Below are 23,066 nucleotides of genomic sequence, written 5' to 3' on the forward strand. Positions count from 1 at the left end.
GCGCGATATGCTTAATGCTTTGCTTCAAGCGGTCCTTACTTGAAATGCGAAATTATTTCCCGGCCTTGTCATTTGTTTTTACCATATTCTTTTGCAAACGCATATTCAGAAATTCCACCAAGAGCGAGAAGGCTATGGCAAAATACAGGTAGCCTTTTGGAATAGCTCCGATACTTTGATCAAAAATAACTGTGTGAGATAGATGGGCAGCCTCAGTAATCAGCATAAACCCGATGAGGATCAGAAAGGATAAGGCAAGTATTTGTACAGTAGGGTTGCTCTCGATGAATTTTCTGATTCCGTTTGCGAAAATCATCATGATCAGGATAGAGATCACCACAGCAATGACCATGATCAAAAGGGCATCATTCGGATTTTTGCTAATTCCGTTAGTCATTCCCACTGCGGTAAGAATGGAGTCAATTGAAAATATGAAATCTATGATCATAATCTGTACGATCGCCTTAGAAAGTGTAGTGATATTCCTGGATTTTATCTGATCTGCATCGTGTTCAGGATATTCTACTTTTTCGTGGATCTCGCTGGTGCTCTTATAGAGCAGGAACATTCCTCCAGCGAATAAAATGATGCTTTGCCAGCTAATTCCAGCCTGAATCCATCCGGTGTCGAGATATAAAAAAGGATTCTTCAAACTCACCAGGAAAGAAACCGCCATCAATAGAAGGATTCGTTGCACCATGGCCGCCAGTAAACCAATATTGGTAGCTTTCCTACGTTGGTGGCTGGGAAGCTTATTGGCTGCGATAGAAATGAACACGATATTATCGATACCGAGAACAATCTCCAGGAATGTAAGCGTTAAAAGGGCTACCCATGCATCAACACTGGAAAAAATCTCAAACATAAGATCATTTGATTTTATATGCCGTTCCCCGCTGCTTGTTCTTTAAATCGCCCAGGAGGGAATATTCGAAGTTATAACTTTCTTCAGAAGTAGACAAAATTCTGAAATGCAATGGCTTAGACTCCTGAAGTGTTGCAGGATTCACTTTTTTAACGATGTATTCGCAGTCGTTCACCCATTTTACCGTATTGGTATCGATACGATCTTCATAATAATCATACTCGGTACTGTCGGTTCGTACAAACCTGCTTTCCTTTTCTTCTCCGTTCAGGGTGTATTTAAATAGAAACTCCCCGGTTCTGAACTGATCGCAATTTCGGTTCCCGCTGTCGTAGCAGGATTGCATACTGATCAAAACAATTATTGCGTACAAATACCTTTTCATAGTGTGTGTTTTCACGCTCAAAGGTACCAATTTTTTATGCCATAAAAGACGGATTTACCCTAATCTAAAAAGCCTTGAAGGTCAATTTTTTCAGGAATTGATGATCTCTTCATAAGAGCCGTTATCATAGAAGATAACAACCTTACGGATCTTTTTGCCTGCAGTCATCCCGGAGTGCACAAAACGTTCTGTAGCCTCCTGATGTATAGCTGGTGAAGAGGATTCAGTCAGGGCTTCCGGTTGAGATGGCTCCGTAAACAGATCCTGATCCATTTGCTTCCCGGGTTTTGCTGCCTTAAAGGGATTTTGGCCTTTTCCGTTTAGCAACCAGTACAATTCGACATCAGGGTAGGTGTCTAATATCTTCATAACAAACTCCAGGCTTGGTTTATTTCTCCCGGACAGAATATGAGAAATAGCTGATCGCTGCACTCCAATACTTTCTGCAAAGGCAGAGCCATTTAAGTGGTAGTGATCCATGATCTGCTGCAAACGTGCGGCGAATTCTTCACTGTTTACCATTGGTATAATTTATTTACAAATGTATACAAAATAACCCATCAAACTAATGTTACATCTGTAAACAATTGATATACTCCCAGGTTAATCACCTGTAAAACAGCTTTAAAAGCTTTAACTTACAGGTTAACTTAGCGCATCTAACTAATTGATTTACAGTAATTTAATTTTAGAAAAGGTAGAAGTATAGATGTTTTCTATTAGCCGTCCATTCAATGCTTTACAGTTGCATCGGCTTTTTAATTAAGTGTATACAGTTGTAAATCGCAGGGTTGTTTTTAGTATTCACATCTGTAAACAGAGTTTAGTTTATTTTTGTGAACACGAAATTTATGAAGTATTCTACCCAATATATCAGCAGCTACGTTCAGGATTCATTTTCCGGACGCTATTTGAATCCTGAACACCTGGAGGAGGCATTTGCGTCTATCGCCCATCTTTTTGTTTCCAGGGAAATGTTAGGCACTTCCGTAGAGGGTCGAAATATTGAAATGATACGAATCGGGAACGGTCCTGTCAGGGTGCTCCTTTGGTCTCAGATGCACGGTAATGAATCTACCACCACCAGAGGCCTGTACGATTTTTTAAAATATCTCAATGCTGAACCCGAATTTTTACGACAGATAAACACTGCGGTAAGCCTGTTTATAATCCCACAACTAAATCCTGACGGAGCCCATGCCTATACCAGGGTAAATGCTAATAAAATTGATCTAAACCGGGATGCACAGGATTTAAGTCAGCCGGAAAGCAAGGCACTCAGAATGGCCTTCGAGAAGGTGCAGCCGGACTATTGCTTTAATTTGCACGACCAGCGGACCATATTCAGTGCAGGAGATCAACGCGAACCTGCAACCATTTCTTTTTTAAGTCCGGCTTTTAACGAGGATCGTGATGTAAATGGTGTTCGCGAGATCAGTATGAGCTTAATTTCAGCCATGAATTCTCTGTTGCAGCAAGTGATTCCCGGTAAAGTAGGTCGTTACGATGATGCATTCAACCTGAATTGTGTGGGGGACACCTTCCAGTTTATGGGAGTTCCCACGGTTTTATTTGAAGCAGGACATTTTGAGCTTGACTATCAACGACTGGAAACCCGAAAATTTATTGCTTTTTCCCTGTGTGCGGCTATTGAAACAATCAGCATGGGGGAGCTTTCTCAATACGATTACCGGGATTACTTTAAGATTCCTGAAAATAAAAAGCGCTTTGCAGATCTAATTCTCAGAAATGTACAATTGAAGCCTTCCGGGAGTAAGGAAGCGTTTACGGATCTCGTATTTCAGTACAGGGAAGAACTTCGTGACGGGCAGATCCGGTTGGTTCCGGAATTCAAAGGACCGGCTGATCAGGAAACCCGTTTCGGACACAAAGAGATGGATATGCGTGAATTACCGGCTATTACTTACCATACGGAAAAGGAACTTAAAGAAAAGGCTACCCGTTTACTGTCGATGATTAAATGACAATACTATAACGATTTCGTAGAAAAAAGGGGGTGGAAACCTCTGATAATTATGAAATATTTACAAATTTTGCTTTAGCTTTGCATTATTCTTAATAATTAAACTTGATTATGGCAAAATTTAAGTTGGACGAGGTTGACCATCAGATCCTTGATATGCTTATCGATAATACCCGGACCCCATTTACAGATATTGCTAAAAAATTGCTGATTTCTGCGGGAACGGTCCATGTACGGGTAAAGAAAATGGAAGATGCCGGAATTATTAAAGGATCTTCCCTTACCCTGGATTATGAAAAACTGGGGTATTCCTTTATCGCTTATGTGGGGGTCTTTCTGGAAAAAACTCACCAAACCAAATTCGTACTTGAGCGTCTCAACCAGATCCCTTATATTACTGTAGCACACATTACCACAGGTAAGTTTAATATTTTCTGTAAGGTCAGAGCCAGAGACACGAAACACGCCAAGGATATTATTTTCAAAATTGATGACATCGACGGCGTTTATCGTACGGAGACAATGATCAGCCTGGAGGAGAGCATCAATGACAAAAAGCGACTGATGCATACCATCTTCAATGAGATATGATACGATGCTGTTAGAGCACATCAAAAAAAGCCCTCTTGAAGATTCTTCAGAGGGCTTTTTTTACTAATAACCAAAACCAAAATCAATGCTACGAAAACCGCGAATAGAGCGCTTTAATGAAAGTGTTCTTTCAAAATACCAGATCTATAACAGCATCTTTATGACGCTGCCTTTTGATGAAGTAACCAATACCGGGGTGCTTTTACCCTTATTTGCAGAATGCTGTGAGCAGGGCTTTCAGGACAATCACAATCCTGAGCAAATTGTCAATTCTTTTTTCAAAAAATATTTTGAGCATCCCAGTGAATCGGACCGGTTCTCCCTGATGTTCCGATTTATCCAGTACATTGAACGACAGGTAGTGCTTTTTGACGCCATTGAAGATGCTGCCTTTTCGGTAGTGAATAACATGAATGGAAGGGGAACACTCCGGAATGTAAAGGAGGAGGCAGAGGCAAAGGGGAAGATCCCGGAACTTCGGTCTTTCCTGGAAAATTTTAAAGTAAGAACTGTTTTAACAGCCCATCCCACACAATTTTACCCCGGATCGGTATTGGGAATTATTACCGACCTGGACCGTGCCATTCGGGAGAATGACCTGATACTCATTAAAAAACTTTTGGCTCAATTGGGTAAAACACCTTTTTTCAATCAGGAAAAGCCTACGCCTTACGATGAGGCAGTTAGTTTGGTTTGGTATCTTGAAAATGTATTTTACCACGCCTTCTCGACCATCTATAATTACCTGCAAAGCAATATTTATGATAATAAGGTCATTGATAATGAGATCTTAAACCTGGGGTTCTGGCCCGGAGGCGACAGAGATGGAAATCCTTTTGTAACCACCGAGATCACCCTTAAGGTGGCTGACAGGCTTCGCAGTACCATTCTTAAAAATTATTACAGGGACGTACGGAAATTAAGACGCAGAATTACCTTCCGACTGGTGGATAAGATGATCACCGACCTGGAGCGGCGCCTGTATGAAAATATATTTCTGGAGCACGGCCGAACCACGATCTCACCGGAAGAAACCCTTGAGGTACTTCAGCAGATCAGGGAAATCCTTATCAATAAGCATCAGTCCCTGTTCGTGGAAGAGGTGGATGATCTGATCAATAAAGTGCATTTGTTCGGGTTTCATTTTGCCAGCCTGGATATCCGTCAGGATTCCAGGGTACACCATGATGTGCTTTCCAATATTGTCAGGGAAAGCAGGGAGATGGGGTTGGATATCTTTCCTGAAGATTATGAAAAAAAATCTGAGGAGGAGCAAATACAACTGCTATCGGGAGTAACCGGGAAAATAAACCCCGCGCTTTTAAAGCATGAGATGGCGAGGAATACCCTTGAATCGATCTATGCCATTAAAACCATACAGAAAAACAACGGGGAAAAAGGATGTAATCGTTACATCATCAGTAATAACGGAAGTGTATTGAATGTGATGGAGGCTTTTGCCATGATCCGTCTTTGCGACTGGAAATCCCCGGATGTGGATGTGATCCCGTTATTTGAGACCGTAGACGACCTCAAAGTGGCTCACAAAGTGATGAAAACCCTTTACACCAACACCGAATATGCCAAACACTTAAAGCGGCGTGGCAATAAGCAAACCATTATGCTTGGTTTCTCTGACGGAACCAAGGACGGAGGATACCTGATGGCCAACTGGAGTATTTATAAAGCCAAGGAAGCCCTGTCAAAAGTTTCAAGGGAACACGGAATAGAGGTAATGTTTTTTGACGGACGTGGAGGTCCGCCGGCCCGGGGAGGGGGAAAAACACATCAGTTCTACGCTTCTCTTGGACCTACCATAGAGAATAAGGAGGTTCAGCTCACCATTCAGGGGCAAACCATCAGTTCAAATTTCGGTACCCGGGAAAGTTGCCAGTATAACCTGGAACAACTGCTCTCTTCAGGAATTATGAACGGCATTGAACTCACCTCGAACGGGGCGTTGAGCAAGGAAGAGCGCAAAACCATGGAAGAACTGGCAGAGCGCAGTTATAAAGCCTATGTGGATTTTAAAAATCACCCCTGTTTTGTGCCCTACCTGGAACATATGAGTACTCTGAAATATTACGCGAAAACCAATATCGGCAGCCGTCCTTCTAAAAGGGGGAAATCTGATAAACTGGTGTTCTCTGATCTTAGGGCAATTCCTTTTGTAGGAAGCTGGAGTCAGCTCAAACAAAACGTACCCGGATTCTACGGGGTAGGTATGGCCATTGAAGGTTTTAAGCAAAGGGGAGAGATCGACAAGGTAAAGGCTTTGTATAAGAATTCGGCATTTTTCCGTACCCTGATTGAGAATAGTATGATGAGCCTGACAAAATCTTTCTTTAAGCTCACGGCTTATATGTCTGAAGATCCTGAATACGGGGACTTTTGGAAACAGATCTATGAAGAATACCAACGCAGTAAGGAGTTGATCCTGGAGATTACCGGATATGAGGAGCTTATGGAGGATTCAAGAACCATGAGGGCTTCCATACAGGTCAGGGAAAAAATCGTACTTCCGCTGTTAACTATCCAGCAATACGCCTTGTTGCAGATCCAGAAACTCAACCAGGACGAAGCGGATAACCCTGAAAAAAGGGAGATCCTGGAGAAAATGGTCACCCGATCCCTTTATGGAAATATCAATGCGAGCAGGAACTCCGCATAAAAATGAGAAAGGCCGGTTTTACCGGCCTTTCTTTTGTTTTAAAAGTTCGGACTCAGATTGTATTTCTTATAGAAATTATTAAGCACCTGGCATACTTCATCTTCCGTATCCACTACTTCAAACAGATCCAGGTCATCCGGACTGATGTTTCCTGCTTTCTCCAGCAAGGTGCCTTTGATCCAGTCTACCAGACCGCCCCAGAAATCGCTTCCCACCAGGATAATGGGGAATTTGGCAATTTTATGGGTCTGTATCAGGGTAAGCGCCTCAAAAAGTTCGTCCAGGGTCCCGAACCCCCCCGGTAAAACTACAAAGCCCTGACTGTATTTTACGAACATCACTTTACGCACGAAGAAATAATCAAAATTCAGATTCTTGTCTGCGTCTATATAAGGATTGTCATGTTGTTCAAAGGGAAGGTCAATATTCAATCCAACGGAGGTTCCTCCGGCCAGATGAGCACCCTTGTTTCCGGCCTCCATAATTCCAGGTCCACCCCCGGTGATGATACCATAGCCCGATTCGACGATCTTTCGGGTCACCCGCTCGGCCAGTTTGTAGTATTCGTGATCCGGCTTGGTTCTGGCTGATCCGAAGATAGAGACACAGGGACCGATTTGGCTGAGTTTTTCATAGCCACTTACAAATTCCCCCATGATCTTAAAAATAGCCCATGAGTCATTGGTTTTGATCTCATTCCAGCTTTTGTGGTGCATGTCTTTTCTCATAATAGTGCTTTAAAGTTCTTTTTTCAGGTATTTGGCGGTATAGCTTTTTGTGTTTTTTACGATCTCCTCAGGCGAGCCGATGGCAACCACCTTACCGCCTCCCTTACCACCTTCATAACCAATGTCAATAATGTGGTCTACCATCTTGATCACATCCAGGTTATGTTCAATGATAAGTACCGTGTTCCCTTTGTCGGTGAGGATATTCAGGACATTCATCAACACCCTGATATCTTCGAAATGGAGCCCTGTGGTGGGCTCATCGAGAATATAAAAGGTGTTTCCGGTATCTTTTTTGGATAGTTCCGTGGCAAGTTTTACCCTTTGCGCTTCTCCCCCGGAAAGGGTAGTTGACTGCTGGCCTAAAGTAATATATCCCAATCCTACATCCTGGATGGTCTTGAGCTTTCTGTGGATCTTGGGGATATTCGAGAAAAACTCCACGGCTTCATTCATGGTCATCTCCAGCACATCTGCTATGGATTTTCCCTTATACCGTATTTCAAGGGTTTCCCGGTTAAAGCGTTTTCCCTGGCAGGTCTCACATTCTACCGTGACATCGGGTAAAAAGTTCATTTCAATAACCTTTACACCACCCCCCTGACAGGTCTCACAGCGCCCGCCCTTTACGTTGAAACTAAAGCGCCCCGGTTTATAACCCCGGATAGAAGCTTCGGGAGTTTGAGCGAACAACGATCTGATCTCACTGAAAACCCCGGTATAGGTAGCCGGATTTGATCTTGGAGTTCGTCCTATAGGGCTTTGATTGATATCAATAACCTTGTCGATATGTTCGATGCCCTTTATACTTTTATAGGGCATGGGTTTTTTTACCGCATTGAAAAAATGCGCGTTGAGAATGGGGTAGAGGGTTTCATTGATCAGGGTAGACTTTCCACTACCTGAAACGCCGGTTACCCCGATCATTTTCCCAAGGGGAAAAGTAACGTTGACCGACTTGAGATTATTTCCGGTACACCCTTTTAGTACGATCTCATGTCCATTGCCTTTTCTTCTTTCCTCTGGAACCTCGATCTTTTTGGTTCCTCTGATATAGCTCGCTGTGAGGGTTTCGTCTGAGAGGATCTCCCTGGGGCTACCCTGGGAAATGATCTCCCCGCCATGGCGGCCTGCTTTTGGTCCTATATCAATCACATGGTCTGCCCGAACGATCATATCCTTATCGTGTTCCACTACAATGACAGAATTGCCTATATCCCTGAGGGATTCCAGGGAGGCGATCAAACGGTCATTATCCCGCTGATGCAGTCCGATGCTGGGTTCGTCCAGGATATAGAGCACCCCGACCAGTTGGGAGCCGATCTGCGTGGCAAGTCTTATACGCTGTGCCTCTCCGCCGGAAAGGGATTTTGAACTTCTGTGAAGGGAGAGGTAATCCAGTCCAACATCCAGAAGAAAGCGTATCCGGGCATTGATCTCCTTTAGCACCTCCTCTGCAATAGCCATCTGTTTTTCGGAGAGATGATCGGGCAGAGTTTCGAAAAATGCCTTAAGATCGGAAATATCCAGATGCGATAATTCGGCGATGTTCTTCTGATGGATCTTAAAATACAGTGATTCCTTTCGCAGGCGGGCTCCATGGCATTCCGGGCATTCTACCTGATCCATGAAATCCCGGGCCCATCGCTTAATGGAAGCCGAACCACTTTCTTCGTACTGATTTTTTATAAAACGTTCGATACCTTCAAAATCGATCTTGTAATCACGCGTTACTCCAAGGGATTTTGAGGAAACAGAGAATTTTTCATTACCCCCTTCAAGGATCATGGTAATGGCTTCTTCCGGTATATTTTTGATCGGATCGGTGAGTTGAAATTCAAAACGCTGTCCGATGGTTTCCAGTTGCTTAAAGATCCATGACTTTTTAAAATTTCCCAGTGGGGCTATTCCTCCGTTTTTAATGGAAACAGTATCATCGGGAATTACCTTTTTCCGATTTACCTTGTAAATCCTGCCCAGTCCGTTACAGGTGGGGCACATGCCTTTGGGAGAGTTAAAGGAAAATGTATTGGGTTCAGGGTTGGGGTAGGAGATACCTGAGGTGGGACACATCAGGTTTCGGCTGAAATACCGGGTATTACCCGTATCGTGATCCATTACCATCAGCACGTCATCCCCGTGATACATCGCCGTATTAATGGTCTCCATAAGTCTTTTGGAAGTTTCATCACTGGAGGCGTCCACCTTGATACGATCGATTACGATCTCGATATCGTGGGTTTTATAGCGGTCCAGTTTCATACCTTTTTCAAGGTCTCTGACCTCCCCGTCGACCCTGACCTTAACAAAACCCTGTTTGGAGATTTGTTCGAAAAGTTCCCTGTAATGTCCCTTCCGGCTTTTGATCACAGGGGCGAGCACATTAATTCGCTTACCTTCAAAGTCGCGAAGGATCAGGTCTTTAATATGTTCATCGCTGTAGCTCACCATGAGCTCTCCTGTTTTATAGGAGTACGCATCTGCCGCCCTGGCGAATAACAATCTCAGGAAATCGTAGATTTCCGTAATGGTGCCCACAGTGGAACGGGGGGATTTCGAGGTGGTTTTCTGCTCGATGGCGATCACAGGAGATAACCCGTCGATCTTATCTACATCCGGCCTTTCCAAGCCTCCTAGGAACTGCCTGGCATAGGCACTAAAGGTTTCTATATACCGCCTTTGCCCTTCGGCATAGATCGTATCAAAAGCAAGAGACGATTTTCCACTACCGGATAACCCGGTAATCACCACGAGCTTTTCCCTTGGTATGGTAACATCTATATTCTTAAGATTGTGCACCCTGGCACCCTTAACTTCAATATGTTCTTCAAAATTGGTCATATTCATAGCAAAGAAGCGAAGTTACGTATTTGAGCGTTAATTTTGAAGTGTGGGGGCAGGGGAGTTCTTCAGAATCAGGGGCTGAAATCCGGAAGGGCTTCCTGGTACAGATGGGTTCCTTTCTGAGGGGTCCCGGGAACAAAGATTCCAGGGAATGACTTCCGGCCATAGCCCTCGGGTAACAAAGGATTTTACGGCTGTACCATTTTAGGGGGAAATGTCTATCCGGGTCGGTTTAAAAGGAACTATGGTGTGCATTTACTGCCGGATCTTAGGTAGTCACTCTATTTCGCCGTATGCCTTTACGTTGTTAAGTTTAAGGTTGAATAAAAACAATTTATGTCCGGTGGGCAGGTAGGTAGCTGTTTCTGTAATCTTCCACTGTTTCCAACCGGCCTTCAGTCCGCCAAGGGGAATGATCTCCACCCACATTTTCCAGGCGACCGGAAATCCCTTTTCATCAAACAACCACAGATAGGAATCTCCTGGTGTTGACCCACCGCTGGTATAGGTAACCAAAAGTGCATCTCCGTATTCCTCAGTTTTAACCAACCGCCGTTCTACCCCCTTATCGTAGATCTTATAGGGGGCAACCAGCCAGAAGGAATCGTTATTAAAATAGGCTATTGCTTGTTCAATAGGTTCCTCTTTTTCTTCGGTATGGATGCGTACCCCATCAATATAGACCTCACTTTTAGAATAGTCCTCCAGGTTTAACACCACTTTGCGATCTTTCCATGAAACATCTGCGATCTTGCGCTGCCGATCCCATTTATAAGAATGGATTCCGTTAAAATCCCATTCGATATACCTGGTCTTATTATAATTAACCGCATTGAGGGATTGAAGCATTTTTTCAGCAAGGGCTTCAGCCCCGGGGCCTTGCTCCCCTTCGGGAAGAGGTTCATTGTAGATGAGAAAGAGCACCGTCCCAAGGGTTAATACTACAATGAAAAAATACAGAACACGTTTTAAAATTCGTTTCATACCCTAAAATTAATAACCTTTAGCCGAATCATCGCCCCTGGGGTCTGCTCCGGCCTCCAGCTTACCATCTTCTCTGACCAGAATGGCATCGACCTTTCCTATGATCCTGTTTTCTCTGATATTGATCTTGTAACCCATATCTTCAAGTTCCCGGATAAGTTCAGGAGCAAACTTCCCTGGTTCCATCATGATCTCATCTGGTTTCCACTGGTGATGAAATCTTCCCGCATTTACGGCCTCCTGCATGTTCATGTTGTAATCGTATACATTGAGGATGGTCTGTAAAACGGAGGTGATGATGGTGGACCCTCCAGGTGTTCCCACCACCATAGAAAGTTCCCCGTCCTTTTCCACTATGGTAGGCGTCATGCTGCTCAACATTCTTTTTCCGGGGGCAATGCTGTTCGCCTCGGCTCCGGTAAGTCCGAACATATTGGGCACCCCGGGTTTAGAACTAAAATCATCCATCTCGTTATTCAGGAAGAATCCAAGGGCATCGCAGAATAATTTGGAACCATAAGCCCCGTTCAGGGTGGTAGTAACAGAAACCGCATTTCCTTCTTCATCTACAATGGAATAATGCGTGGTTTCCATACTTTCAGCGTAATTGATCTCACCTTTTCTGATTTCCTCCGATGGGGTAGGCGTTCCGTATCCAAACCCATCCATTCGTTCCCTGAGATAGTTTTCACTAAGCAGGGTATTCATTGGGATCTCTGCATAATCAGGATCTCCCAGAAAATAATTGCGATCTGCATACGCGTATTTCTCCGCTTCGGTAAGTAACTGGATCATTTCAGGAGAATGGTAATCCAGTGTTTCGGGTTGATAAGGCGCGATCATTTTCATGATTTGTGCCAGGGTGACTCCTCCGCTACTGGGAGGCCCCATGGAAACTACAGTAAGGTCCCTGTAGGAAAACAGGATAGGGTCTCTCCATACTGCCTCATAATTCGCCAGGTCTCCCCGGGTGATGTATCCGCCTTCCTGCTGAATGAAATTCGCCAGGGTAGCTGCAATTTCTCCTTCATAAAAAGAGGTTATCCCCCTTTCTTTGATGGTGCGAAGGGTTTTTGCAAGAGCCGGTTGCACCAGGGTGTCTCCTGCTTTAAATGTTTTGGAGAAAAGCGATTCCGGCCCATTGACCTCCTCGATAAGCGATCGGTAATTATTGAGGGTTTTCGCCTGATTTTCGGTGATGATCACCCCGGTTTCGGCAAGAGCGATCGCTGGGTCCAGCAGACTTTCAAAAGGCAGCTTCCCGAATTTGCTGTGAGCACGGTAAATTCCCATTAAACTTCCGGGAACACCTACAGCGGTGGCACCTGTGGTACTCTTCCCGGGGATCACATTACCCAGAGAATCGAGGTACATATCACGGTGTGCTGCTGCAGGGGCCTTTTCACGAAAATCCAGGGTGCCTTTGTTTCCGTCATTTAAACGGTAAACCATAAACCCACCCCCGCCGAGGTTACCCGCAAAGGGGTAAGCCACCGCCAATGACAGATGGGTGACCACCATGGCATCAAATGCATTTCCGCCCTTCCTGATGGTTTCCAGTCCCAGTGTGGAGGCTTCTTCCCGGGCACTTACCACCATAGCCTTTTCTGCTACATAAGGTTGGGGGGCATTTTGACATCCCTGAAAGAGGATCACAAGAACTAAAAGACTGTGTAGAAAAAATCGATTCATAAGTATTGGTTATTAAGTGCTTTTAATTTGGATATACTGTGTTCCCGGAGGTCCTCAAAAAAGATCCGGAATTCATTTTCAAAATCTACGTAATGAACCATAAGGTCATCTATGGCCTCGTGCATGCCTACGCGATTTTTGGTGCGTCGGTTCATTCCCTGCAATACCCTGGCAATGCCTTCGGGTTGGGCATAGCTGTACAGCCAGTTGTCTGCAATCATATAGGGCATGAATTTTTTAACATGAAGAGGAAGTACATGATAGTACTCATTCAGGGTGGTGTAAAAATCCAGGGTATAGTCCAAAAGCGGCTCTTTAGAATATTCCGCCCAATTTTTGGCCAGAAAATGGTCGTAATAGATGTCCACGATCACCCCGCTGTAGTGGCTGTAATTGTGGTGCAACCGTTTGGTGCTCTGACGGAATACAGGGTGAGCATCGGTATAAGTATCAATAAACCTGTGCAATACAATGCCTTTTTGAATCCCGGTATCGTAGTCCAGGTATTTTTTGCCGCGAATACTATCGGCCATAAAGTTACCCACTTTTACAGCTTTGTCATTTCCAGATAAGTAGATGTGAGCCAGAAAATTCATCGGTCTAAAATACAAATTCGGGCAAAACAAAAGCGTTTTGGAATTGTATATTTGCAGAAACCAAAATTATTGACAATGACATTAATTAAATCAATTTCAGGGATTCGGGGGACCATCGGAGGAGAAGCAGGAGAGAACCTGACCCCGATCGATGCCGTCAAATTTGCCGGAGCCTATGGTAGCTGGCTAAAAGAGAAAAATCCCGGAAAACGATTGAGAGTTGTCATCGGCAGGGATGCCAGGCTTTCCGGAGCAATGATACAGACTCTGGTAAGCTCCACCCTGGTGGGCCTGGGTATTGATGTTACAGATCTTGGCCTTTCAACAACCCCTACCGTAGAGATCGCTGTACCCCGGGAAAAGGCCGATGGAGGTATCATTCTTACTGCCAGTCACAATCCCAAGCAATGGAATGCACTTAAATTGCTCAACGAGAAGGGAGAGTTTCTAAGCGGTAATGACGGAAAGGAAATCCTGGAAATTGCAGAGAGCGGAAATTACAGTTTTGCAGAAGTTGATGATCTGGGAAATGTAACCGAGATCAGTGATTATATTGACAGGCATGTTGCCTCCGTTCTGGCACTGGATCTGGTGGATGCTGAAAAAGTGAAGCAATCAGGGTTTAAAGTAGTGGTAGACGGAGTAAATTCTTCAGGCGGTATAGCCATTCCGGCCTTGTTAAAGGCCATGGGTGTCGATGTGGTTGAACTGTACTGTGAGCCTAACGGACACTTTCCTCATAACCCGGAACCTCTGAAAGAACATCTTGGGGATATTATGAAAAGGGTAAAGGAGGAAAATGCCGACCTTGGTATTGTGGTGGATCCTGATGTAGACCGCCTTGCCTTTATTTGTGAAGACGGAACTATGTTCGGGGAAGAATATACCCTGGTGGCCTGCGCCGATTATGTTTTAGGGAAAACGCCGGGAAATACAGTTTCCAATATGTCTTCTTCCAGAGCACTTCACGATATCACCAGAAAGCACCAGGGCTCTTACGAGGCCTCTGCTGTGGGAGAGGTAAATGTGGTAGAACTTATGAAGAAGAATGGCGCTGTGATAGGTGGCGAAGGGAATGGAGGAATCATATATCCGGAGAGTCATTACGGACGCGATGCACTGGTAGGTTCTGCATTGTTCCTTACTCACCTTGCTGAGAAAAAGATGAAGGTAAGCGAACTTCGAAAATCCTATCCATCGTATTTTATGGGCAAGAAGAAAATTGAACTCACTCCCCAGCTGGACGTGGATGGCATTTTAAAGGCCATGTATGAGAAATATGCTTCGGAAAAAGTAACCACGGTAGATGGGGTGAAAATTGACCTCGCAGATCACTGGATACATCTCAGAAAATCCAATACCGAGCCTATCATCCGGATCTATACAGAAGCGCCTAACCAGGAAATGGCCGATGGAGTGGCTGATAAGATCATAGGAGAGATCAGGGCGATAGCAGGTTTGGCATAACCGAATTGTTTTGTCCGATATCCGGAAAATTAGAAATAGATTCAATAACAAGAAAAAGCCGGGGATGAAAATCCCCGGCTTTTTTATATCAGGCGGTATATCCGCAAAGACTTGAAAAAACTTAAAAGTAGATTAACGTTTTAATACGGCAGGAACCTTATCGCGATGTTTAAACCGGTTATGCGTCCAGAGGTAATATGCAGGATCTGCCTTTATCTGCTCTTCAAGCAGCTCTGTGAAACGGTCTGTAATTTCATAATCCGCAAAGTCATTTGGCGAATCGGTAATTAATCTGAAGGTTGCCTTGTAATGGCCTCTTTTTTCCTTTTCGATCCCGCAATAGATAACGGCCATATCCAATTGTTTTGCCAGGGTTTCGGCATAGGTAAAGACCGGAACAGTAACCCCCATAAAGGGGCGCCAGTAGCGGGCCTTTTGTGCTTGAGGAGACTGGTCATTGGCAAAGCCATAAACTGCTAGTTTCCCTTCTTTGAGGTGTTGTTGGATGATCTCTACGGTTTTATACCGGGAAATCAGGAAGGCATTGTGCTTAGAACGAATTCGCTTTACCAGTCTGTCAAAATACTTATTCGAAAGAGGGGCGTAAATGGCGTAGCCTTCATGTTTTATAAAATACCCTAAGGACATAAGCCACTCATAACTGCCGTAATGGCCTATAACAATAACCACACTCTTGCCTTCTTCCTCGTATTTGGATAACAGGTCGAGATTGGTATATTGAAAACGCTTGAGGAGTTCTTCTTTGGAAATATTCATCGATTTGATCATTTCCAGGAAAAGATCCACCATATGCCGGTAAAACCGGGACTCAATAGTATCTAGCTCTTCCTTGCTTTTTTCAGGGAAACTCAGTTCAAGGTTTTTACGCACCACTTTTTTTCGGTATCCAATGATGCGGTAAACGAGAAAATAAATGGCATCCGAAACCCAGTAGAAGACCCTGAAGGGTAAAATGGAAATAAGCCACAGGATTGGATAGATCAGTATGTAGGCCAGTAATTGCATTCACGATAATTTTGCGCAAATTTATATATTTGATCACAAACCCATCAGTAAAAATGAACTTAAGCATGCTTCTGGTCATCGCGGCCAATGTAGTAGTCTCCTTAAAAGGCTTTAACGACTTTAGTTTTTTCGAGCGTTATAAGTTTAATATAGGGGCTATCCAGAGAGGAGAACACATCAGATCGATCACCTCCGGTTTTCTTCATGTGGACTATACCCACCTGATATTTAATATGATTACGTTGTATTTTTTTGCACCTATTGTGATCAGTTATTTCGGAGGAGGAAAATTCCTTGTCATCTACTTTATTTCCCTGATCGCAGGAAGTCTGCTGGCCACGGTTTTTCACCGCAATGATTATCACTACAGCGCAGTAGGAGCAAGTGGGGCAGTAACAGGGGTTTTATATTCGGCAATACTACTTAGGCCCGATATGAAATTGTTTCTGTTCTTTATTCCTATAGCGATCCCTGCCTATATTTTCGGGATAGGCTATCTGATGTATTCTATTTACGGAATGAAGAATCGTCTGGGGAACATAGGGCACACTGCCCATTTTGGGGGTGCAATAGGGGGGTATGCCATGACTCTTATTCTTATGCCATCTCTATTTGTGGAAGAAACCCTGATGGTTATTTTACTGGCCATCCCTATTGTCATCCTCTTTATCCTGGAAAAAGCCGGGAAAATATGAGTACAGACTGCAATATTACCGACTCAATGAATAGAAAAAGGGCGTTTTCCGTGTGGACAACGCCCTTTTATAATTTTAAATTGAGAAATCTACTTAAGGCAACATTTCTGCGATCTTGTTGTAAAGCTCTTCTCCTCTTAATCCCTTAGCTACAATAACCCCGTTCTCATCGAGTACGAACGTAGCAGGAATGCTGTTTACATTATACATCCTTGCAATAGGGTCGTTTCCGCGCTGCAGGTGGGATACCTGGTGCCAGGGAAGCCCATCTTCTTCAATAGCTTTTACCCAGGCATCTTTTGTGGCGTCTAACGAAACTCCGATCACATTTAGTCCTTTGTCATGGTACTCTTCATAAAGTTTAACCATATTAGGATTTTCTACACGACAAGGCTTGCACCACGCTGCCCAGAAATCAATAATAGTTACCTTACCAAGGATCTCATTTAGAGCAAGCTCACCTCCTTCAGGGGTGGGTGCCGAAAATTCAGGAGCCTTTGCGCCGATCTTTACTTTATTGTTGGCTTCGATACTTTCACTTACAAACTTTCCGAAATCAGAGGTTTTTAGATTTTCATCCAGGGCATTGTACAATTTACTTACCGAATCTATCGGCTGTGATTGTGTTCTGAGCATATTGTTCATCAGGATCACGGAAAAGAAAGACGACGGATTGTCTTTCGCAAACTGGTACTCCATGCCGGAGGCATCTTCCTGCAATTCCATCATGGTTTCCCTCATAACATTAAGGGTTACGGTATCTCCCTTCATGCTGGCGTCACGCATTTGACCCATAATATCATTATACCTTTTACCCAGTTCCTCGGTGGCATCGGTATAGTTGCTTATATCAGCATTGGTAGGTGTGCCCTCAACCAGCGAACGGTTAATAGAGTCTTTGTAAGCCGTGATTTCTATGTTCCCTTCTTCAAGGATAAAAGGTAATCCCCCGCGTACGTTTTCAATGATCAGGGCATGAAAACCTGGTTGGGCAGCTGTACCCGAAAGAGTAGCGGTTTCATTCATGATCTCAAGGGTATCGATAATTTCTCCCTGAGCAGCGGGGCTCAGTTTCTGAATGAACACTTTGGTGCTATCGGCAATACCTTCGGCTTTGATATTAAGTGTAAAGGAATTTTTAGCGGTTTCCGAACAGCTGGCGAACAACAGAAGGAAACCAAAAATACTAAGGATCTTTTTCATGAGATCTTATTTTGTTTTTAGGGTTTGTGCAAATTTAAAATATAAGGATACCCGGCAAAGCGAATTAACAAAAAAAGCCCTGTCTTTTAAGAACAGGGCTTTGATATAGGTGTTGTAATGCTTAGAACTGATAGCGAATACCTAATGCGATATCAAAATCAAGATCATTGTTAAAGTCTCCAAAACCAATTTCCGGACGAAAATCGAGGGAAAGCAATAATGGGATCTCAAAATTGTACTCGATTCCCACGTCTCCTGCAGCAAAAATAAAGGTACCGCTGTCGTCAACATCGTTATCAAAAGCAAAATCATCATCGTAGTTGTAGCTACCTAAACCTCCACCGGCACCTACATACCAATGGAAATTCCCATCGAGGGGCATAACCCATTGATAAAGCCCGGTAAGTTTAAAGGCGTCCCAATTGTTACTGTCGCGCCATCCAAGGTCGGCTTCTAAACGGTTGTTGCCTCCAAGAGCACGTTGGTAAGAAATTTCGGCTCCAAATCCGTCACTGTCTCCCAGTCTTAATCCAAGGGCGTTTGGCGCAATTTGCTGAGCCTGAGCAAGAGAAACCATTCCCGCGATCAGCAGGAAGGAGAAAAATAATTTTTTCATTAAAATTGATTTTATGTTTCACTAATTTAACGACGAATTTAATCTGAAATTATCGTGGCCACCAAATATATGAACGAAAATTTGCACCTCGGAAGGTTAAAAAACCGTGTAAATGGAGAAATATTCACGGATGACCTGCACCGAATGATCTATGCCACAGATGCTTCGGTGTATCGTTCCTTACCACAGGGCGTAGTATATCCTAAAGATAAAAACGACCTGGTTCTTCTCATTGAATTTGCAAACCAGACCGGAATATCGCTTACCCCCAGAACTGCGGGAACCTCCCTGGCAGGGCAATGCGTAAGTGACGGTTTGATCGTTGATATGTCCCGGCATTTCACACAAATACTGGACCTGAATACAGAAAACAGGACTGTAAAAGTAGAGCCGGGGGTAATCAGGGATGAGCTCAACCTGAAGATCCAGGACAGCGGATTGTTCTTTGGCCCGAATACCTCGACTTCGAACCGTTGTATGCTTGGCGGAATGACCGCGAACAATTCCTCAGGATCAACCTCCATTAAATATGGGGTAACGCGTGATAAAGTGCTGGAGTTGGACATGTTGCTTAGCGACGGCAAAGAGGTCACCTTTAAAGCGCTTAATGCGGCAGAACTGGAAGCCAAATTGGCCCAGGACGACAGGGAAGGGGAGATCTACCGCTTTTTTATGCGGGAATTACAATCTGAAGAGGTTCAAAAGCGTATTACCCAGGCATATCCCAAACCAGACATTCACAGGCGAAATACTGGCTATGCGGTAGATGTGATCTGTGGGATGAAACCTTTTGTCACAGATGGAGCGCCGTTTAATCTTGCAAAGCTCATATCGGGAAGTGAGGGTACCCTGGGAATAATTACTGCCATTACGTTGCAATTGGATGTACTGCCTCCCGTAGAAAAATTTATGATGGCAGCGCATTTCCGGTCTATTGAAGATTGTTGTAACGCTGTGGTTCCGCTCATGAAACACGACCTCTTTGCGTGTGAAATGATGGATAAGGTTATTTTGGATTGTACAAAAAACAACAAGGCCCAATTGCCCAATCGGTTTTTTATAGAAGGAGATCCGAAAGCTATTCTTTTACTCGAGATATGCGATAATGATCCCGGAGTTCTTAAGGAAAAGAAACAGACCCTGCTCCATACCCTGGACCATGAGACGGCCTCCTACGCACATCCGGTGCTTTCCGGAATGGAGATCGATCAGGCATTTGAACTTAGAAAAGCTGGATTGGGGTTGTTGGGGAATATGATCGGAGATGATAAAGCAGTGGCGTGTATTGAAGATACTGCGGTGAGTATCGAAGATCTGAGCCCTTACATCCGGGAATTTGAAGACTTAATGCGTTCTTTCGGTCAGGAGGCTGTATACTATGCTCATGCCGGGGCAGGAGAGCTACACCTGCGCCCGATATTGAACCTGAAGCAAGCTGAGGGGGTAAGGAATTTTCGTGAGATCACCACCGCCGTGGCCCATCTTGTGAAGAAATACAGAGGTGCTATGTCTGGGGAGCACGGGGAAGGCAGGGTAAGGTCGGAGTTTATCACCCTGCTCATCGGGGAAGAAAATTACAATCTTTTAAAGGATTTAAAATTAACCTTTGATCCCAATAACATCTTCAATCCGGGAAAAATCGTGGATGCCGTGCCTATGGACGACTCCCTCAGGTATGTAACAGACCGAATCGAACCGGAGGTATCTACTTTTATGGATTTCTCCGATTCCCAGGGGTTCCTCAAGGCTGTGGAAAAATGCAATGGAAGTGGAGATTGCCGTAAAACAGAACTGAGTAAAGGGACCATGTGCCCAAGTTATCACGCCACAAGGGACGAAAAAGACACCACCAGGGCAAGAGCCAATGCACTTCGGGAGGTTTTAACCAACACCTCGGGAGCGGAAAGATTTAACAGCAAGGAGATCAAAGAAGTGCTGGATCTTTGCCTTAGTTGTAAGGCCTGCGGAAGTGAGTGTCCGTCCAACATTGATATGGCCACTTATAAAGCAGAGTTTCTGCATCAGTATCAGCAAATTAATGGAAGAAGTCTTAGAGACAAGCTTTTTGCATACAATGGAAAATTAAATAAATGGGCCTCAAAGGCTCCTTTTCTGGCAAATAATCCTCTGGCACAACAGGTAGTAGCTTCTGCTTTGGGTATCGCTAAAGAAAGGAAGTTGCCCAAAATCAAAAAGGAGAATCTGGACCGTTATTTAACATCACTCCTGAAACCAGAAAGGACCTATGCAAAGGTAATCCTGTATATCGATGAATTCAGTGAATACCTGGACTCTGATATTTCCAAGGACGCCATTTACCTGCTAACGGCCCTGGGGTATCACCCTGAACTCGTTTACGGGGAAAGTGGGAGAACTTATATCTCCAAAGGATTTTTGCCTGAGGCAAAACAATGCGTAGACCAGCTTCTTGAGCAGATTGGTCGCGCTGCGGACCTTTCCGTACCCGTGCTGGGAATAGAGCCCTCGGCCATACTTGGATTCAGGGATGATTTTTTAAGACTGGCTACTGATAAGGATCTTGCGTCAGATATCGCAAAACGATGCCAGACCATTGAAGAGTTTATATCAGGTCTTATAAGGTCTGCAGTGCTAAAACCTGACCTGTTTACCAAGGAGAAAAGAATTGTAAAGTATCATGCTCACTGCCATCAAAAGGCCCTTTCCGATATCCGTTCAACTTTTGATATGCTTAGTCTCCCTGAGAATTATAAGGTAAGCATGATCAATTCCGGTTGTTGCGGAATGGCCGGTTCTTTTGGTTATGAGAAGGAACATTACCAGGTAAGCATGAAGATAGGGGAGCAGCGCTTATTCAAGGCGGTTCGCAATTGTGAAGACGAGGTACTGATCGCCGCAAACGGTAACAGTTGCCGACATCAGATCTCGGATGGAACCGGAAAGAAGGCATTGCATCCTGTAAGCATTCTCAAAGCAGCCTTACTCTCCTGAACTTCCTGTGCGAAGTAAGGTTTGAATGATCTCTTCCCTGTAGGTATTTGCTATAGGCAGATCCAGCAACTGGGTATTGGAGAGTTCATAGGAAAGGATGGCCTCGGAATATACTAGACCGGTATCTTCAGCAAATGACAATTCCATTCGCAGGATTTCCTGTTCCCCAAGAACTGGAATGGTTATGGGTACCCCATCAAGTTCCCCGGTTACAGCTGCAGAGGCGGTCACCGTGATTACAGAGGATCTTATATTGGTATAGGAGATCCCGTTCAATTCCAAAGTGGCGGTGGTACCCAGCATTTCTGAACGAACCGTGGCGAAGCCCGTTAATGAAGCTGCTTCATAGGGGATGGTAATTTCCTGCTCTGTTATATCCAATTGACTTCCCGGGGATGCGGAAGGATCCAGAATGAGCAGGTCGTCCAGCGGGATCGATAATTCCGGAAAAGCATCTCCAAAGGCGCTGAGTTCCCCCCGAACATAGATCCTGCCGCTCTCACTCTTTAGCAAATTTTCTTTTGCAAAAAGGGTATATAAGCCATAAAACGGCTCCCTTGCATCAAACTGTGCGTATGTACTTCCATCGACCTGCCTGCTTCCGGTTACGAACAAACTGTCTGTACCACTTTTGTTGGCCATTACTTCATAAATCCAATAAGTACCCTCGGAGTTGGGGTGAAAATCCACAGAAGATCCTCCGTCATCATCATTATTAGAGCAGGATACAAGTATCAATCCCAACAGGAACAGAATAATATTTTTCATCTAATCAGCTTTGAATCAGCAATTTAATGAATTCGTTCTTTTCAAGTGAGATTCAGGCAGCATATTCAGGGATATATCGTTGAAAAACAAAGAAAAAGGCTTCAGATACGGGGTGTAATGGTGATTGCGGTCAGAAGTTCTTTATAATCCATCTTTTTAAGGTCCTGATCTGCGAAGAACGGACTTAGTTTGTCATTCTTAAAATAATAAAGTTCCCAGCGTTTTCCGGAATATTCCAGGGCAGACAGGTTTTCCACCCAGTCTCCGGAATTAAGATAGAGGCAGGTACCGTGCTTATTTACTTTTCTAATCATCCTGGGCTGATGAATGTGACCACAGATCACATATTTATAGTGGTTTGCAATGGCCAGGTCAGCGGCCACATTTTCAAAGTCGTGAATGTATTTTACTGCCTTTTTTACGCTGTCTTTGATTTTTTTACTGAGGGAGTACCGTTCTTTTCCAAGAAATAACAAAATTTTATTTAAGACCCTGTTGATCAATATCAAAAGGTCATAACCCCAGCCTCCAAGGCGTGCCAGCCATTTTGTGTGTCGCATAGAAGCATCGAATACATCTCCGTGAAAAAACCAGGCTTTTTTACCGCTAAGATTCAGTACCAGTTTATTGACAACATGTATTTTCCCCAGTTTAATATCGGTGAATTTGCGTAACATTTCATCGTGATTACCGGTGATGTAATACACCTCTGTACCCTTAGCGGCCATGTCGAGGATCTTTTTTATAACCAGGAGGTGTTGCCTGGGGAAATACCTTTTACGAAACTGCCATATATCGATGATATCGCCGTTAAGCACCAGGATCCCGGGGTCTATACTGTTCAGATAGGTGAGCAATTCTTCCGCATGACATCCGAAGGTGCCCAGATGGGTATCTGAAATTACAGCAAGTTCAATTTTGCGCTTCCTCAAAATAATTATTCTTTTACGTCGCAAGTAAATACATTTCACGAGCTTTTGT

At 44.1% G+C, this 23,066-nt stretch carries 19 protein-coding genes; 6 read left to right on the forward strand and 13 right to left on the reverse strand.

Annotated elements, in window-relative coordinates; all coding sequences use genetic code 11:
* Positions 1 to 52: 52 nt before the first annotated feature.
* The 3 genes from K7R11_RS09965 to K7R11_RS09975 form a co-directional block, all read right to left on the reverse strand.
* Complete coding sequence (locus K7R11_RS09965) at positions 53 to 865, reverse strand: TerC family protein (RefSeq protein ID WP_224490402.1); 813 nt, start codon at positions 863 to 865, stop codon at positions 53 to 55.
* 4 nt (positions 866 to 869) lie between these two features.
* Entirely contained in the window at positions 870 to 1,250 is a 381-nt protein-coding gene (locus K7R11_RS09970) for a hypothetical protein (RefSeq protein ID WP_224490403.1), read from the reverse strand.
* A gap of 90 nt (positions 1,251 to 1,340) precedes the next feature.
* A complete protein-coding gene (locus K7R11_RS09975; RefSeq protein WP_224490404.1) occupies positions 1,341 to 1,772 on the reverse strand; it encodes a helix-turn-helix domain-containing protein in 432 nt (143 codons plus the stop codon).
* Positions 1,773 to 2,101: 329 nt separating this feature from the next.
* Here K7R11_RS09975 and K7R11_RS09980 point away from each other — a divergent pair, with 329 nt between their 5' ends.
* The 3 genes from K7R11_RS09980 to K7R11_RS09990 all read left to right on the forward strand — a co-directional run bounded on the left by K7R11_RS09980 (position 2,102) and on the right by K7R11_RS09990 (position 6,496).
* Positions 2,102 to 3,235: a M14 family metallopeptidase gene (locus K7R11_RS09980; protein ID WP_224490405.1), complete on the forward strand. Its 1,134-nt coding sequence runs from the start codon at positions 2,102 to 2,104 to the stop codon at positions 3,233 to 3,235.
* A 110-nt stretch (positions 3,236 to 3,345) separates the two neighbouring features.
* Complete coding sequence (locus K7R11_RS09985; protein ID WP_224490406.1) at positions 3,346 to 3,825, forward strand: Lrp/AsnC family transcriptional regulator; 480 nt, start codon at positions 3,346 to 3,348, stop codon at positions 3,823 to 3,825.
* A gap of 85 nt (positions 3,826 to 3,910) precedes the next feature.
* The gene (locus K7R11_RS09990; RefSeq protein WP_224490407.1) at positions 3,911 to 6,496 is read left to right on the forward strand and encodes a phosphoenolpyruvate carboxylase; all 2,586 of its coding nucleotides are present in this window, start codon (positions 3,911 to 3,913) and stop codon (positions 6,494 to 6,496) included.
* 38 nt (positions 6,497 to 6,534) lie between these two features.
* On the opposite strand, the gene K7R11_RS09995 is transcribed toward K7R11_RS09990, so the two are convergent.
* From K7R11_RS09995 to K7R11_RS10015, 5 genes are all read right to left on the reverse strand, one after another.
* On the reverse strand, positions 6,535 to 7,224 hold the full coding sequence (locus K7R11_RS09995) for an LOG family protein (protein WP_224490408.1): 690 nt from the start codon (positions 7,222 to 7,224) through the stop codon (positions 6,535 to 6,537).
* A 9-nt stretch (positions 7,225 to 7,233) separates the two neighbouring features.
* The gene (gene uvrA / locus K7R11_RS10000) at positions 7,234 to 10,065 is read right to left on the reverse strand and encodes an excinuclease ABC subunit UvrA (RefSeq protein WP_224490828.1); all 2,832 of its coding nucleotides are present in this window, start codon (positions 10,063 to 10,065) and stop codon (positions 7,234 to 7,236) included.
* 279 nt (positions 10,066 to 10,344) lie between these two features.
* Positions 10,345 to 11,052, reverse strand: a complete 708-nt coding sequence (locus K7R11_RS10005; RefSeq protein WP_224490409.1) for a hypothetical protein — start codon at positions 11,050 to 11,052, stop codon at positions 10,345 to 10,347.
* 9 nt (positions 11,053 to 11,061) lie between these two features.
* Positions 11,062 to 12,744 carry a gamma-glutamyltransferase gene (gene ggt, locus K7R11_RS10010; protein ID WP_224490410.1) on the reverse strand — a complete coding sequence of 561 codons (1,683 nt, stop codon included), beginning with the start codon at positions 12,742 to 12,744 and terminating at the stop codon, positions 11,062 to 11,064.
* Positions 12,741 to 13,340 (reverse strand): acyl carrier protein phosphodiesterase, encoded by a 600-nt coding sequence (locus tag K7R11_RS10015; RefSeq protein WP_224490411.1) that lies wholly within the window; start codon positions 13,338 to 13,340, stop codon positions 12,741 to 12,743. Before K7R11_RS10015 ends, ggt begins: the two co-directional genes overlap by 4 nt.
* Positions 13,341 to 13,415: 75 nt before the next feature.
* Between K7R11_RS10015 and glmM the strand changes: the two genes are divergently transcribed.
* A complete protein-coding gene (gene glmM, locus K7R11_RS10020) occupies positions 13,416 to 14,807 on the forward strand; it encodes a phosphoglucosamine mutase (RefSeq protein WP_224490412.1) in 1,392 nt (463 codons plus the stop codon).
* A gap of 132 nt (positions 14,808 to 14,939) precedes the next feature.
* On the opposite strand, the gene K7R11_RS10025 is transcribed toward glmM, so the two are convergent.
* Complete coding sequence (locus K7R11_RS10025; protein ID WP_224490413.1) at positions 14,940 to 15,833, reverse strand: lysophospholipid acyltransferase family protein; 894 nt, start codon at positions 15,831 to 15,833, stop codon at positions 14,940 to 14,942.
* Positions 15,834 to 15,886: 53 nt separating this feature from the next.
* Between K7R11_RS10025 and K7R11_RS10030 the strand changes: the two genes are divergently transcribed.
* The gene (locus tag K7R11_RS10030) at positions 15,887 to 16,528 is read left to right on the forward strand and encodes a rhomboid family intramembrane serine protease (RefSeq protein ID WP_224490414.1); all 642 of its coding nucleotides are present in this window, start codon (positions 15,887 to 15,889) and stop codon (positions 16,526 to 16,528) included.
* A gap of 93 nt (positions 16,529 to 16,621) precedes the next feature.
* On the opposite strand, the gene K7R11_RS10035 is transcribed toward K7R11_RS10030, so the two are convergent.
* Together K7R11_RS10035 and K7R11_RS10040 are read right to left on the reverse strand one after the other, a co-directional pair.
* Positions 16,622 to 17,731 carry a redoxin domain-containing protein gene (locus K7R11_RS10035; RefSeq protein WP_224490415.1) on the reverse strand — a complete coding sequence of 370 codons (1,110 nt, stop codon included), beginning with the start codon at positions 17,729 to 17,731 and terminating at the stop codon, positions 16,622 to 16,624.
* 121 nt (positions 17,732 to 17,852) lie between these two features.
* Positions 17,853 to 18,347 carry a hypothetical protein gene (locus K7R11_RS10040; RefSeq protein WP_224490416.1) on the reverse strand — a complete coding sequence of 165 codons (495 nt, stop codon included), beginning with the start codon at positions 18,345 to 18,347 and terminating at the stop codon, positions 17,853 to 17,855.
* 69 nt (positions 18,348 to 18,416) lie between these two features.
* Between K7R11_RS10040 and K7R11_RS10045 the strand changes: the two genes are divergently transcribed.
* Positions 18,417 to 21,317, forward strand: a complete 2,901-nt coding sequence (locus K7R11_RS10045; protein WP_224490417.1) for an FAD-binding and (Fe-S)-binding domain-containing protein — start codon at positions 18,417 to 18,419, stop codon at positions 21,315 to 21,317.
* Here K7R11_RS10045 and K7R11_RS10050 read toward each other — a convergent pair.
* Both K7R11_RS10050 and K7R11_RS10055 read right to left on the reverse strand, forming a co-directional pair.
* Positions 21,306 to 22,085: a hypothetical protein gene (locus tag K7R11_RS10050; RefSeq protein WP_224490418.1), complete on the reverse strand. Its 780-nt coding sequence runs from the start codon at positions 22,083 to 22,085 to the stop codon at positions 21,306 to 21,308. The two genes, K7R11_RS10045 and K7R11_RS10050, sit on opposite strands and share 12 nt — an antisense overlap.
* A gap of 101 nt (positions 22,086 to 22,186) precedes the next feature.
* A complete protein-coding gene (locus tag K7R11_RS10055) occupies positions 22,187 to 23,017 on the reverse strand; it encodes a UDP-2,3-diacylglucosamine diphosphatase (RefSeq protein ID WP_224490419.1) in 831 nt (276 codons plus the stop codon).
* Positions 23,018 to 23,066: the final 49 nt, after the last annotated feature.

Source organism: Robertkochia flava (genome assembly GCF_020166515.1).
In the GTDB taxonomy this organism is placed as follows: domain Bacteria; phylum Bacteroidota; class Bacteroidia; order Flavobacteriales; family Flavobacteriaceae; genus Robertkochia; species Robertkochia flava.